The 12,891-nt window shown below is 72.0% G+C and carries 13 protein-coding genes and 3 tRNA genes; 5 read left to right on the top strand and 11 right to left on the bottom strand.

Annotated elements, in window-relative coordinates; translation table 11 throughout:
* Positions 1 to 167: 167 nt before the first annotated feature.
* The 5 genes from D581_RS0110095 to D581_RS0110115 form a co-directional block, all read right to left on the bottom strand.
* Positions 168 to 2,420 (bottom strand): DEAD/DEAH box helicase, encoded by a 2,253-nt coding sequence (locus tag D581_RS0110095; RefSeq protein ID WP_018957122.1) that lies wholly within the window; start codon positions 2,418 to 2,420, stop codon positions 168 to 170.
* A 239-nt stretch (positions 2,421 to 2,659) separates the two neighbouring features.
* A complete protein-coding gene (locus D581_RS0110100) occupies positions 2,660 to 3,244 on the bottom strand; it encodes a hypothetical protein (protein WP_018957123.1) in 585 nt (194 codons plus the stop codon).
* A 342-nt stretch (positions 3,245 to 3,586) separates the two neighbouring features.
* Complete coding sequence (locus tag D581_RS0110105) at positions 3,587 to 3,961, bottom strand: fluoride efflux transporter FluC (RefSeq protein WP_018957124.1); 375 nt, start codon at positions 3,959 to 3,961, stop codon at positions 3,587 to 3,589.
* Positions 3,958 to 4,503, bottom strand: a complete 546-nt coding sequence (locus D581_RS0110110) for a FluC/FEX family fluoride channel (RefSeq protein WP_018957125.1) — start codon at positions 4,501 to 4,503, stop codon at positions 3,958 to 3,960. The genes D581_RS0110105 and D581_RS0110110 overlap by 4 nt, the downstream gene beginning before the upstream one ends.
* Positions 4,500 to 4,850, bottom strand: a complete 351-nt coding sequence (locus tag D581_RS0110115; protein WP_012380216.1) for a metallopeptidase family protein — start codon at positions 4,848 to 4,850, stop codon at positions 4,500 to 4,502. Before D581_RS0110115 ends, D581_RS0110110 begins: the two co-directional genes overlap by 4 nt.
* Before the next feature lie 112 nt (positions 4,851 to 4,962).
* Here D581_RS0110115 and D581_RS0110120 point away from each other — a divergent pair, with 112 nt between their 5' ends.
* From D581_RS0110120 to D581_RS0110135, 4 genes are all read left to right on the top strand, one after another.
* Positions 4,963 to 6,630, top strand: coding sequence for a metallophosphoesterase (locus D581_RS0110120; RefSeq protein ID WP_018957126.1), 1,668 nt, complete (start codon positions 4,963 to 4,965; stop codon positions 6,628 to 6,630).
* 80 nt (positions 6,631 to 6,710) lie between these two features.
* A tRNA-Glu gene (locus D581_RS0110125) sits at positions 6,711 to 6,783 on the top strand.
* 38 nt (positions 6,784 to 6,821) lie between these two features.
* Positions 6,822 to 6,896, top strand: a tRNA-Asp gene (locus tag D581_RS0110130).
* Between the two features lie 22 nt (positions 6,897 to 6,918).
* A tRNA-Phe gene (locus D581_RS0110135) sits at positions 6,919 to 6,995 on the top strand.
* Between the two features lie 300 nt (positions 6,996 to 7,295).
* Here D581_RS0110135 and D581_RS01000000137070 read toward each other — a convergent pair.
* The 3 genes from D581_RS01000000137070 to D581_RS0110150 form a co-directional block, all read right to left on the bottom strand.
* The gene (locus D581_RS01000000137070; RefSeq protein ID WP_018957127.1) at positions 7,296 to 8,267 is read right to left on the bottom strand and encodes a hypothetical protein; all 972 of its coding nucleotides are present in this window, start codon (positions 8,265 to 8,267) and stop codon (positions 7,296 to 7,298) included.
* Positions 8,267 to 8,836 (bottom strand): DUF6932 family protein, encoded by a 570-nt coding sequence (locus D581_RS0110145; RefSeq protein ID WP_018957128.1) that lies wholly within the window; start codon positions 8,834 to 8,836, stop codon positions 8,267 to 8,269. Before D581_RS0110145 ends, D581_RS01000000137070 begins: the two co-directional genes overlap by 1 nt.
* A 150-nt stretch (positions 8,837 to 8,986) precedes the next feature.
* Positions 8,987 to 9,898, bottom strand: a complete 912-nt coding sequence (locus tag D581_RS0110150) for an NmrA family NAD(P)-binding protein (RefSeq protein ID WP_018957129.1) — start codon at positions 9,896 to 9,898, stop codon at positions 8,987 to 8,989.
* A gap of 202 nt (positions 9,899 to 10,100) precedes the next feature.
* Here D581_RS0110150 and D581_RS0110155 point away from each other — a divergent pair, with 202 nt between their 5' ends.
* Entirely contained in the window at positions 10,101 to 10,688 is a 588-nt protein-coding gene (locus D581_RS0110155; RefSeq protein ID WP_018957130.1) for a TetR/AcrR family transcriptional regulator, read from the top strand.
* A 41-nt stretch (positions 10,689 to 10,729) separates the two neighbouring features.
* On the opposite strand, the gene D581_RS0110160 is transcribed toward D581_RS0110155, so the two are convergent.
* The 3 genes from D581_RS0110160 to D581_RS1000000142020 all read right to left on the bottom strand — a co-directional run bounded on the left by D581_RS0110160 (position 10,730) and on the right by D581_RS1000000142020 (position 12,785).
* A complete protein-coding gene (locus D581_RS0110160) occupies positions 10,730 to 11,602 on the bottom strand; it encodes a cytochrome c biogenesis CcdA family protein (RefSeq protein ID WP_018957131.1) in 873 nt (290 codons plus the stop codon).
* Complete coding sequence (locus D581_RS0110165) at positions 11,599 to 12,417, bottom strand: DsbA family protein (protein WP_018957132.1); 819 nt, start codon at positions 12,415 to 12,417, stop codon at positions 11,599 to 11,601. Before D581_RS0110165 ends, D581_RS0110160 begins: the two co-directional genes overlap by 4 nt.
* Positions 12,418 to 12,482: 65 nt before the next feature.
* On the bottom strand, positions 12,483 to 12,785 hold the full coding sequence (locus D581_RS1000000142020; protein ID WP_486585825.1) for a hypothetical protein: 303 nt from the start codon (positions 12,783 to 12,785) through the stop codon (positions 12,483 to 12,485).
* Positions 12,786 to 12,891: the final 106 nt, after the last annotated feature.

Raw genomic sequence — 12,891 nt, forward strand, 5'->3', positions numbered from 1 at the left:
CATCATACGAGCGCGGTGAAATCCGAGGCACCAGGACAGCAACAGGGCCCGTACGTCACCGAGTCGGTTCGGTGGCGTACGGGCCCTGCCGGTCTGTCAGGCGGACCTGCTCGGCCGGTTGTCGGCCGGGCGGGGGTCAGCCGGCCCGGTTGTCGGCCGGGCGGGGGTCAGCCGTTGCGCTTCCAGCGCGGCTTGTCGTCGCGGCGGCCGAAGGTGCCGGTGTTGGTGCCGGTGTTGGCGCCGCGGTGGTCGTCACGACGGCCGGTGGGGCGGTCGCCGGCGCCGCCGGAGCGGAAGCCGCCCGAGGGGCGGTCGTCGCGACGGTCACGGTTGAACGGGCGGTCGCTGCCGCCGGAGCGGAAGCCACCGGAGGGGCGCTCGTCACGACGGTCACGGTTGAACGCCGGACGGTCGTTGTCCCGACGCTCGAACGAACGGCCACCACGGTCGTCGCGACGGTCGCCGCCGCCACCGGAGCGGAAACCACCCGAGGGGCGCTCGTCACGACGGTCACGGTTGAACGCCGGACGGTCGTTGTCCCGACGCTCGAACGAACGGCCACCACGGTCGTCCCGACGGTCGCCGCCGCCACCGGAGCGGAAACCACCCGAGGGGCGCTCGTCACGACGGTCGTTGCCGCCGCGGTAGCCGCCACGGTCGCCACCGCGGTTGTCGCGGCGCTCGTAGTTGCCCCGCTCGTCGCGGCGCTGCTCGTCACGGGCGGCCGGCTGCTCCGGCACGGAGGCGGCTGCCGCGAGGGCGGCCTCGGCCTCGGCGGCGACCTCGGCCACCGCGGCCTCGGGGTCGTCGCCCCGCTCGCGCGCGGCGCGGGCGACCAGGCGGTCGGCCTCCTCGCGCAGCTCGACGGCGCGGCGCTGGACGCGCTCCAGCTGCTTCGTCAGGTCGGCGGCCTCGCGCTCGGCCTGCTTGGCGGCGTTGTTCGCGGAGTCGGCCTGGACCTCGGTGAGCGAACGGGCGCCGGTGATCTCGGCGACCTCGGGCTCGAAGACGCCCGCGCCCTGGACGATGTGGCGCGAGGCGTCGACGCCCGCGTCCTCCATCAGGCGGAAGATCTGGCGGCGCTGGTGCGGAAGCGCCAGCGAGACGACGACACCGGACTTGCCGGCGCGGGCGGTACGGCCCGAGCGGTGCAGGTAGTCCTTGTGGTCACCGGCCGGGTCCACGTTCAGGACCAGGTCGATGCCGTCGACGTGGATACCGCGGGCGGCGACGTCGGTCGCGACGAGCGCGTTGACGTAACCCTTCTTGAAGTCCTCCAGGACCCGCGTACGGGCGCCCTGGGTCATGCCGCCGTGCAGCGCGTCGGCCTTCACGCCGGACTCGATGAGCTGCTCGGCGATGCGGTCGGCGCCCAGCTGGGTGCGGACGAAGATGATCGTGCGGCCCTTGCGGGCGGCGATGGCGGCCGTGACCGGCGCCTTGTCCTTCGGCTTCACGACGAGGACGTGGTGCGACATGGTCGTGACGTTGCCCTGGGCGCTGTCGACCTCGTGCGTCACCGGGTTGGAGAGGTAGCGCTTGACCAGCGTGCCGATCTCGTTCTCCATGGTGGCGGAGAAGAGCATCCGCTGCCCCCCACCGGGGATCTGGTCGAGCAGCTCGGTGACCTCGGGCAGGAAGCCCAGGTCGGACATCTGGTCGGCCTCGTCGAGGACGGCGACCTGGACGCTCGCCAGGGAGCAGGCGCCGCGGTTGATGATGTCGCGCAGCCGGCCCGGGGTGGCGACGAGGACGTCGACACCGCGCTCCAGCGCGTAGATCTGGTTGCCCATCGACGTACCGCCGCAGACGACCTTCATCTTGAGGCCGAGCACGTCGCCGTACGGCTGCAGCGCGTCCGCGACCTGCATCGCGAGCTCACGGGTCGGGGTGAGGATGATGCCGCGCGGCTTCTTCTTCTCGGTGGTGCCACCGGAGAGCGAGGCCAGCAGCGGCAGACCGAAGGAGAGCGTCTTGCCGGAGCCCGTACGGCCGCGGCCGAGGATGTCCTTGCCGGCCAGGGCGTCCGGGATGGTCGCCGCCTGGATCGGGAAGGGGGCGGTCACACCGTTCTGCGCGAGCTTGCGGACGATGCCCTCGGGCAGACCCAGGGAGCCGAAGGTGATGGCCGGCTCGGCGTCGGCCTCGTCGGCGATCTCCTCGGCGGAGTCCGCGATCTCGGCCGCGGGAGCGGCGATCTGCTCGGCGGGGGCTTCGGCCTGCGGGTCGGCCTGCGTGTCGGCGGTCACGTCGGTGATGAAGTCGGCGACGGACTTCTCGACGACGACGGTCTCGACGGCCGGGGCCTGCTCGGCGACGACGGTCTTCTCGGCGGCCGGGGCGGTCGCGCCGGCGGGGGCCTCGGTCACAGCGGCCTCGACGAGCTCGACGAGCTCGGCGCTGTCGACGTTCTCGGGCATGACGGTGCGGTCAGAACTGGAAATTGACATGCGAAATGCGAAACCTTCCGGAGTCTCGGCACGCGCCCATAACTCCGTGATTCGCAATTTCGACCGCCTCAATGCGGTCCAGCCACGGCAAGGGAGAGTACGCGCCACACGGCGCTCTTCTGTGTCGGCGCCGGGCAATGGGATCAAACGATCTATAACCATACGCACTCTCACCCACTTTGCGCAAACCAGCCCCCGGAGACCCCCGGCTAAACCGGCCCCACCTGCGGCGATGCCTCCGGAGTCCGCAACGGCCGGGCGGCCTCCGGTCCGCTCATCGCATGGGCCCGCAGCTGCGCGGCGGGCGAGGCAGAGGGCTCCGGCTCCGGTGGATCGGTGGGCTCCGGCTCGGGCTCCGGGTCCGGGTCCGGCGTCGGCGAGGACGGCGGCTCCGGGGTGGTCGGCGGCGGCTCCCCCGGCCCCGGCGCCGAGGGCGTCGGCGAGGGCGGGGGGCCGCCCCGGGTGGGCAGGGGCGCGGCCGGTTCGGGGCGCGGGTCCTCGGGGGTGGCCGACGGCACGGCACCGGAGGCGTCCGGGCTCGGGCCGCTCCCGGGAACGGCCCGGTCCGAGTGGGGGTGGACGCCTCCGACGCGGCCCCCGACCCGCCCTCCGGTCCGTCCGGAGCCGGGAACCGTGTCCCCGGCCGGGTCGGCGGCGGAGCCCTTCGGGCCGACGGACCGTGAGGGCCCCGGCGCCCCGGCACCGTCCTCGCCGACGCTCATACAGCCGGTGGACGCGGCGATCGTCAGCGCGGTGACGGCTGCCCAGCGGACAGGGGCGGACAACTGGCGCACGAGTGGCACCTCCGGGGCGAGGGGGCGGAGAGCGGGGGCGCAGGGCGGTAGCGGAGAGCCCGGCGCGGGGGCGGAGCGGGAACAGCAGCGAGGAACGGGAACAGGAGCGAGCGGTACGGCGTCGCACCGTGCCCAACTCCCCCGACCCCGCCGGAGACACGCCCGAAACGCCACCCGCCCGCGCGACGACCGGCGAAGCGACCCCGGAACACCACGCCCGGCACCCGCCGGACGAGCGCGCTCGACGGCTGTCGAACGGCCCGGACACCAGGCCCGAGCACCCCGCCCGCCGGGGCCGGCGGGCCGGCCCTCAGGGCGTGTCCCGGCCCCCGAACCCACCCGTCAGTTCCGCCACCCACCCGTCAGTTCCGCCCCCAGGAACACCGCGCCCAGGCCCGCCAGCAGCGATGCCAGGACATGGGCCGCGGCCAGGAAGGTCCGGCCCGTCTCGGCCAGGCGGAGGGTCTCGTACGAGAACGTCGAGTACGTCGTCAGCGCCCCGCACAGGCCCGTCGCCAGCAGGGCGTGCGCCGGGGAGGACACCGCGGCGCCGGTCAGCAGCCCGAGCAGCAGACTGCCCGCCGTGTTCGCGGTGAAGGTGCCCCACGGGAAGACGTACGGGACGCCCGGCCCCTGGTGCGCCTGCACCGCCCGGTCCGTCAGATAGCGCAGCGGCGCGCCCACCGCCCCGCCGATCGCCACCAGCAGCCAGTTCACGCGGCCCGCCCCTCGCCCCGGGAGCCCCGGGAACCCCGGGAACCCCGGGAACCCCGGAAGCCATTGGAGCCCCGGAAGTCACGAGGGCCCCGGCGGCCCCGAGGCCCCCGGTCCAGCCAGGTTCTCGTCCCCGCGGCCGCCGCCCACACCGCCCCGAGCGCGGCCACCGCCGTCGCCGCCGCGTACGCCAGGGCGGTCAGGGCCTCCTGACGCACGAGAAGGTCCGAGACGCCGGCCGCGTACGTCGAGAAGGTCGTGAAGCCGCCGAGCACGCCGACGCCGAGGAAGGGCCGCACCAGGGGGTGGGTCACCCGGCCCCGCTCGACGGTCAGCACCATCAGCACGCCGATCAGGGCGCAGCCGCTCACGTTGACGGCGAACACCGTCCACGGGAAGCCGCCCGCGCCGGGCCACAGCACCAGGACCCCGTAGCGGGCGAGCGCGCCGAGCGCGCCGCCGGCCGCGACCGCCGCCAGCACCCGGCCCTGCGGGGCGGCGGGCGGGCCGGGCTCGGGCAGCTCCCGCGGGGCCCGCTCGCTCACCCGTAGCCCAGGGCGTGCAGCCGCTCGTCGTCGATGCCGAAGTGGTGGGCGATCTCGTGGACGACGGTGATCTCGGTCTCCGCGACGACGTCCTCCTGCGTCTCGCACATCCGCAGCGTCGGCCCCCGGTAGATGGTGATCCGGTCCGGCAGCACCCCGGCGTACCACTCGCCCCGGTCGGTGAGGGGGGTGCCCTCGTAGAGCCCGAGCAGATCGGGGTCGCCGGGCTCCGGTTCGTCCTCGACGAACACCGCCACGTTGTCCATCAGCCGTGTCAGCTCCGGCGGGATCCGGTCCAGAGCCTGGCTCACCAGCTCCTCGAACTGTTCGCGCGTCATCTCCAGCACCCGGCCATTGTCCCGTACGGGGGCGGGGCGCGGGCAGATGGCGACCGAACCGGACTCATGACCGGGCGGGCAGCCCGGCATGGCGGAGCCCGTACCGGGGCATACGGGCCCAATGGTCCGCGTCCCGTTCCGTGCCGCAGCCGACCGCGTCCGGCACCGCCTCAGCCAGCTCGTCGGCCCGAAGTCCCGGGGCCGCGACACCGCCGACCCCCGGCCCCGTACCCCCGCCGCCCCCCGGCCCCGTACCCCCGCCGGCACCGGCCCGGCGGCCTCCGGCGACCTGACGGGCCCCGCCCGCCACCCGTACCTCCGCGCCCTCGGCATGCTCGCCGTCGTCGTGCTGGGGGCCTGGCTGGGCCTGCTCGCCGTGGGCTCCATCCGTACTCCGGTCGGCCCCATGGACACCAGCATGACGCTGCGCCCCTCCCTGACCGGCGGCAGCAAGATCAACGTGTCCCCGCTCGGCGCCCTGGAGCTGGACTCGCACACCGCGCCGCTCCGGCTCGACGTGGACGTGGACCGCCTCGACCCCGAACGCTCCCAGGCCCTGGTCGACCAGCCGGAACGGTTCGCCGGCCTCCAGGACGAGGTCGCCCGGGACGTCGCCGCCGGCACCCGGGAGCTGGCCGTACGCTCCTGCGTCGCCGTCGTCTCCGGCGCGACCGCGCTCGGCCTCGTCGTCTACCGCCGCCCCCGCCGCGCCCTGGCCGCCGGCGGGCTCGCCCTGACCCTGCTGGCCGCGTCCGGCGCCAGCGCGTACGCCACCTGGAACCCGAAGTCCGTCCTGGAGCCGAAGTTCTCCGGGCTGCTCTCCAGCGCCCCGTCCCTGGTCGGCGACGCCCGCTCCATCGTCACCGAGTTCGACATCTACCAGCAGGAACTGGCCCGCCTGGTCACCAACGTCACCAAGCTGTACGACGCGACCTCCACGCTTCCCGTCTACCAGCCCGACCCGGGCACGATCCGGGTCCTGCACGTCTCCGACATCCACCTCAACCCGGCGGCCTGGCACATCATCGCCTCGCTGGTGGAGCAGTACGAGATCGACGTCATCGTCGACTCGGGCGACACGATGGACCACGGCTCCGCCCCCGAGAACGGCTTCCTCGACCCGATCCGCGACCTCGGCGCGCCCTACGTCTGGGTGCGCGGCAACCACGACTCCCCCATCACCCAGGCCTATCTGAAGAAGTTCAAGAACGTGAGCGTCCTCGACGACGGCAACGCGGTGAACGTCGGCGGGCTGCGGATCGCCGGCACCGGCGACGCCTCCTTCACCCCGGACCGGACCGCCCCGGTCGGCGGCAAGGAGGCCGCGCAGCTCGAAGGCGCGCGGCTGGCCTCCGCGCTGCGCGACCAGGAACGCGCGGGCACCCCGGTCGACATCGCCGTCGCCCACGACCCCAACACCGCCCGGGAGACCGACGGCACGGTCCCGCTGGTGCTCTCGGGCCACCTGCACCGCCGGATCAACGAGCAGCTGAAGCTCGGCACGCGGCTGAAGGTCGAGGGCTCCACGGGCGGCGGCGGGCTGCGCGCCGTACAGAACGACAAGCCGGAGAAGGTGCGCGCCTCGGTGCTCTACATGGACCGCTCGACCCGTCGGCTCCAGGCCTGGGACGAGATCACGCTGGGCGGTCTCGGACTGACGACCGCCGAGGTCAGTCGCCATCTTCCGGAGGAGAACCTGAAGAAGGACGCCCCCGTCTCCCCCACTCCGTCGCCACCCTCCTCGCCCTCCGCCACCCGCTCCCCGGCGCGCCCCGCCCCCTCGCCGTAAACCGTTTTGGCGATAGCTCCGCCCATCCCATATGCTTCTCACGTCCCCGACGCGCTGCGAAGCGAACAGGCGGGCCAATAGCCCTCATCGTCTAGTGGCCCAGGACGCCGCCCTTTCAAGGCGGTAGCACGGGTTCGAATCCCGTTGGGGGCACGTTTCACCGTGTGCGAGACTTGTTTCGCACACCGCTTGGTCCTGTGGAGCAGTTTGGAGTGCTCGCCACCCTGTCAAGGTGGAGGCCGCGGGTTCAAATCCCGTCAGGACCGCTTGCAGCCCCAGCGGCTGCGTGGCTGGGTAGCTCAGTTGGTACGAGCGATCGCCTGAAAAGCGATAGGTCGCCGGTTCGATCCCGGCCCCAGCCACCAGAAACAAAGTCCCGGACCGCTCACTGTCCGGGACTTTGTTGTTGTCTGCCCCGTTACATGTCCCCTGAACAAGCTCGGGCGGTCGAGGTCACCCCACGGAGCGATCTCTACGCGCTGGGCCGCATTGCTGCATCCCGGATCGCGTACGCGCGGCACTGAATCAGCTGCGCCGCCAGATGCGGCTCGGCTGACACAGCGGTCGGTCGCCGGGCCCGTCGGCACTGCCCCGACGCATCGCCGGGGTGGTACCGAGGCCGGTTGAAGGGGCACGCCCAGCCAACCAGCGGGGCCAACGGGAAGTCATGCCCGCCGAAGGTCGATGACGCTGTACAACGTACGCTCCCGACCCCCCGTGTACCGTACGCGGGCCACCTCCAGATCAGCTTCGACGCGCTCGTCGAAGTAGTCCCGTAGCTGGACAGTCATGTCCGCCGAGATGCTCGCCCGCAGCAGCTCGTTGCCGTCGGTCCGGATCTCCACACTGTTCCTGAACTGACTGGCCCCTCCCAGCCAGCCGACGACGTGCATCGTCTCGACTTCCGAGAAGTCACTGTGCCTGCACAGGTCGAATACGCGGCGTACACCACGGGCGCTCCACCGACTCTGCCTGACCACCCCGCGGCTTGTCCGCCACGTGGCGCGCAGGCCCAAGCCGCTGTCTGCCAGTCCGGATGTAAGGGCCTGCAGATGCTTGGTCGTGCGCGGCCCCAGAGGGAACAGGCGATCCGTCAACAGGTCCTCGACCACACCGCCGCTCTCAGACAAGTCAACCAAGTCGAGGACAGTCGAGATCGCCTCCTCGATCAAGGACTCAGACACGTCACCGAACTCGGGGAAGAGATTTTCCTGTGCAGGCTCCTCAACAGGTCCCAGAAGTGTCACACCGAAAGACGACGGGAAGACCGCCGACGCTTCCAGAGCGGTCTGCAGACGCAGCGCGCCGGGAATCGGTGCTCGGCTCGTAGCCTGCCCCGTCAGGGCTTGTGCCACAGATGACACCGATTCCTGCAGGTCCACCAGGAACTTCCCCAGGACGGAGGCCGCCACCGTGTGCTGCTCTGTGGCCGGTCCTGTCAAAGCGACGTCCAGCTGCTGCCGCGGCCTGTGGGCCCGCGGCTCTTCGTCGACAAGTCTCAGAAGCTTCTGCTGCTGGCTGGCAGCAAGGTCATCGGCGCTCACCTCGCCCGAGGAATGTCCGCCAGACGCGTTGTCCCGCAGCCACTGCCGGACAGCCTCGCGGTCCCGTCGGTCAGGGAAGGGGGTAGCGGCCATCACAGCAGCACCTCTACATATCCACGACGCAACGGTGAGGCATCGCTGTCCTCACAGCGCGTACGCTGCCAGATTTCGTCGAAGATCCCGATATCTCGGAACGAGTTCCCTGCCTTCTGACTGTAGCCGCCGGCCAGCTGCCAGAAGGGGATCTCGTCAGGAAGCCTGACCCCGTACGCGTCAATCCGCATCCCCGTGCGGTGACACCACTCCTTGTCGCACAGGTCCATCAGGAACCCACGATCCTCGGGCTCCAGCCGGTCGTAGTCCTGGGCGGGCAGCAGGTACACGACGTCGATGTCCTGCGGATCGAGCTTGCCGCTCACAAAGCTTCCCCCCAGCCAGACCCGCCCGAGGGAGCCCACCGCCGCCTCAACCGAGCATCGATGGTTCTCCCATTCGGTCCACAGTTCCCCGCGCGTCACTGACCCTGAGAAAACAGAGTCCTGCACATACTGCGCACAGACCTCATCGAGCGTCAGCGGAAAACGGCCGACCGGCAGCAAGCCTGTCACCGGATCCAGCTCCGGAAGATAGGCCACCTGTTGCACCCCCACCTCACGCCCCACACCCCGAACAGTTCCCATCGTAGATGGCTGGCTAACGGCAGGACGGGTAACAGCAGGGACAGGAGCTGAGCCCTACCGGAGCGTGAAGGGGCGTCGCCGGCGACGAGACCCCGATCCAGGGTGCGGAGCTGATGCCCCTGCCCAGCCGCTTCATTCCGTCTCTCGTTCGAGGAGAGCGTGGAATCCGCGCGGGGGCCGCCCCGTGAGGCGCTGGACGGTGTCGGTGACGCGGTCCTCCGCCCCCTCGGCGATGGCACGGTCCATGCCGGCCAGCAGCGCGGCGAACTCCGGCGGCACGTGCGCCGCGAGGCGGTCGCGCATCTGCTCGTAGGAGAGACGGCGGTGGTCCACGGGCCGGCCGGTGACGTGGGTGATGGTGGTGGCGATGTCGTCGTAGCTGAGCGCCTCCGGCCCGGTGAGGACGAGATCGGCGTTGGGGGCGTGCTCGTCGGTCAGGGCACGGACGGCGACGGCCGCGATGTCCTCGACGTCGACGAAGCCGACCCGGCCACTCCCGGCCGCGGTCCAGATGGCGCCCTCTTCACGGATGCTCACGGCGTGCGCGTGCGTGCCGGTGAAGTTCTGCATGAACCACGAGGGCCTCAGCACCGCCCACTGTTCGAACAGACCGGGCAGGGCCCGGTGCACGGTTCCCACCGCCGGGCCGCCCTCGGGGATGGCCGAGGAGCTGAGGAGCACCGCACGCCGCACGCCGGCGGCGCGGGCCCGGCGGAGAAAGGGCACCATGACCGCCGCCGGGTCGGCGTCGCCCACGGGCGGTATCAGGTAGACGCGGTCGGCTCCGTCGAGGGCGGCGGCATGGGTGGCGGGCTCGTACCAGTCGAACGCGACGGACTGTGCGCCGGGGACGTCGGCGGCGCGACGGCTGGCGGCTCTGACGCGGTGGCCGGAGGCCGACAGTCGTGCCGTGGTGCGGCTGCCGGTGGTGCCGGTGGCACCGATGACCAAGGTGGTGCCGGTGTCCGAGGTGGCGCCGGCGTCCGAGGTGGTGCCGGTGTCCGAGGTGGTGCCGGTGTCCGAGGTGGTGCCGGTGGTTGTCATCGGCTGCTCCTGGTGAGATCGGCGCCGGGTCCGAGGACGGCGAGGGGGGAACTACGAGCTGTGGCGGTAGCGATCCGCCGGAGAGGTCGGGGCGGACCTCGACGCGGACGTGGGTGGGTACCCTCGCCCCCAGGAGAATGTGGACCGCAGGTCCGCTTTTACGATACGGACCCACGGTCCGCTTTGCAATGGGAGGTACGGCATGCCCGAGCGCAAACCCCGCAAGGACGCCGCCCGCAACCGGCAGGCCGTCCTGGCGGCCGCCGACGCTCTCTTCGCCCGCTGCGAAAGCCCGGAAGGCGTCACCCTGGCCGCCGTCGCAGCGGCGGCCGGCGTCGGAAAGGGCACGCTCTTCCGGGCCTTCGGCGACCGCCCCGGACTGCTGCGCGCGCTGTACGAAGCACGACTGGAGCCAGTCAGGGAGGCCGTCGAAGCCGGACCTCCGCCCTTGGGCCCCGCGACTCCGCCGCAGCAGCGCGTACCCGCCCTGCTCGACACCCTCCTGTGCTTCAAACTCGACAACCGCCGCCTCATGCTGGCCCTGGAGGAAGGCGGGAGCAGCAGCCCGTACCAGGCCGATCATTACGAACGCTGGCACGGCCTGCTGGCCGCAATGCTGGAGCAGATCCCCGGCCTGACCGACAGCGATTTCACCGCTCACGCCCTGCTCGCAGCCGTCCGAGCCGATCTTGTCGAGCATCTGGCCGGACCTGAGTGCGGGTCACGCGAGAGGATGCGGGCGCAGTTGGCGAACTTCACTGCCAGGGTCCTGGGCTCCGCCTCTTCCTGAAGGCCCCCGACGGGGCCGGTGGGCGTGGCCTTCGCCGTGTGTCACACCTTCTCGGTCGCCTCGGTCTCCTCAGCCGTCTCCATCGGTACGTCCGTACCGCGCCGGCGCAGGGCCCTGGCTCCCAGGACCAGCAGAACCACCAGCACCACGGCGCCCAGCAGCACCCCGTCCGGCACCTGTTCGCCCAGGTTCCGCGCCCACTGCTCGACCTCGAACGACGCGTCGACCCCCAGCAGACCGGGCAGCGCGGTCGTCCCGTCGTACACGAGGAACAGCACGCCGAGTCCGATGAAGAACAGCCCCGACAGCAACGACGTGGTGTGCAGCTCGAACCGGCCGAGCCGGACGGCACGGCCGCGCAGCCAGGTCCGGCGGCCGAGGTCGAAGCGCTCCCAGAGCAGGGCGAGCAGGAAGAGCGGTACCGCCATCCCGAGCGCGTAGACCGCCAGCAGCAGACCGCCGTAGACCGGGCTGCCGCTGACCGCCGCGACGGTCAGGACGCTGCCGAGGATCGGTCCCGCACAGAATCCGGCCAGGCCGTAGACCGCGCCCAGGGCGTAGACGGAGAACGCCGTGGTGGGGCGGATCCGGCCGCTGAGGGCCGCGATCCGCCGGGACGCGAAGCCGAGCCCGACGATCTGCGCGACGCCGAGCACGATGATCAGCCAGCCCGCGCCCGTGACGAGGGCGTCCCGGTGTCCGTAGAACAGCCGCCCCGCGTAGCTGCCCGCCGCGCCGAGCGGGACGAGGGTCGTGGCGAGCCCGGCGTAGAAGATGCCGGTGCGGGCCAGCAGCCGGGAGGTGGAGTCGATGGAGTACGCGAAGAAGGCCGGCAGCAGCAGCGCGCTGCACGGGCTGACCAGGGCGAGCAGCCCGCCGAGGAAGGCCGCGAAGTAGCCGATGTCCGCCGTCACTTGGCGGGGCCCTCGGCGTCGTTGCCCGCGTTGCCGGTGTCCTTGCCCGCGTTGCCCGTGGCCTTCGCCTGCTCGGCGGCGGCCTCGATGGCCTGCGTGAACGTCTGGTCCGGCTGCGCTCCCGCGATCGGGCGGCCGTTGATCAGGAACGACGGGGTGGAGGTCGCGCCGATGCTGTACGCCTGCTCCTGGTCCTTCTTGACCGCCGCACGGGCCGCGTCGCCGTCGAGGTCCTTCATGAACCGGTTCAGGTCCTTCACCCCGGCCTCTTCGGCGAGCGCCTTGACCCGGTCCTTGCCGAAGCCCTTCTCCTTCGCCCCTTCGGCGTAGGCGGCGCCGTGGAACTCCCAGAAGCGGTTCTGCTGCCCGGCGGCCCAGGCGCCGCGCGCGGCGTTCTCGGACTCCTCGCCGAAGATCGGGAAGTTGCGCCACTCGATGCGCAACGTGCCGTCCTTCACGTACTTCTCGATCAGCTTCGGCTCGGTGTCCCGGGCGAACTTGCCGCAGTAGCCGCACTTGAAGTCGGCGTACTCGATCAGGACGACCGGGGCGTCGGCGCGGCCGACGGCCAGCTGGTCGTCGGCGTCCCGGCGGGCGAGCTTCGCCAGCTCCGGGTAGACGCCCTCGTTCGGGTCGGCGGAGACCTCGGCGGCCGGGGCGGACGAGGTGTCCGGGGCGGTGTCGTCGGGAGCGGTGGCCCGGTACGACGCGAAGCCGAGGAGACCGGCGGCCACGACGGTCACGGCGCCGTAGACCAGGGGCTTGCGGGAGGAGGACTTCTGACCCGTGGAGGCGGGCTTCTTGGGCGTGGGCATGCGGCACTCCGGGCTGGTGGGTGCGGGAGGGGAAGGGAAGGGCGCGGGTCGGGCCGGTGCCCGGCCTACACCCGCAGCACGGAGAGTTCTACGGGGGTCGGGGTGTACGGCGCCGGGGCGCGGGCCCGGGTGCCGGGCGGCGGCTCGGCCGGCAGCGCGCCCGTCGCGGCGGGCAGCCCCCAGGGGGCGAGGCCGGGCGCCTGGTCGTGCGCGGAGCGGGCGCGGGAGGGGACGGCGGGCTCGCCGTCCTGGTCGCGGAGCTTCCCGCAGCCGGGGACCGGGGTGCCCGCGTCGGCGGCCTCGTCGGCCGCCGGGGCGGACGGCGCGTCCCGCACTCCGGTGGCCCCCGGCACGGAAGCGGAAGGCACGGAAGCAAAGGGAGCCGAAGCGAAGGGAGCCGAAGGGGAAGGCGCAGAAGCCGAAGGCACGGAAGCAAAGGGAGCCGAAGCGAAGGGAGCCGGGGCGGAGGCAGCC

It is taken from the genome of Streptomyces sp. CNB091, assembly GCF_000377965.1.

Coding starts and splice junctions, on each gene's coding strand:
- D581_RS0110095 (WP_018957122.1), bottom strand. CDS start 2,420: ATGCCCGAGAACGTCGACAGCGCCGAGCTCGTCGAGCTCGTCGAGGCC.
- D581_RS0110120 (WP_018957126.1), top strand. CDS start 4,963: ATGGTCCGCGTCCCGTTCCGTGCCGCAGCCGACCGCGTCCGGCACCGC.
- D581_RS01000000137070 (WP_018957127.1), bottom strand. CDS start 8,267: ATGGCCGCTACCCCCTTCCCTGACCGACGGGACCGCGAGGCTGTCCGG.
- D581_RS0110150 (WP_018957129.1), bottom strand. CDS start 9,898: ATGACAACCACCGGCACCACCTCGGACACCGGCACCACCTCGGACACC.
- D581_RS0110155 (WP_018957130.1), top strand. CDS start 10,101: ATGCCCGAGCGCAAACCCCGCAAGGACGCCGCCCGCAACCGGCAGGCC.
- D581_RS0110165 (WP_018957132.1), bottom strand. CDS start 12,417: ATGCCCACGCCCAAGAAGCCCGCCTCCACGGGTCAGAAGTCCTCCTCC.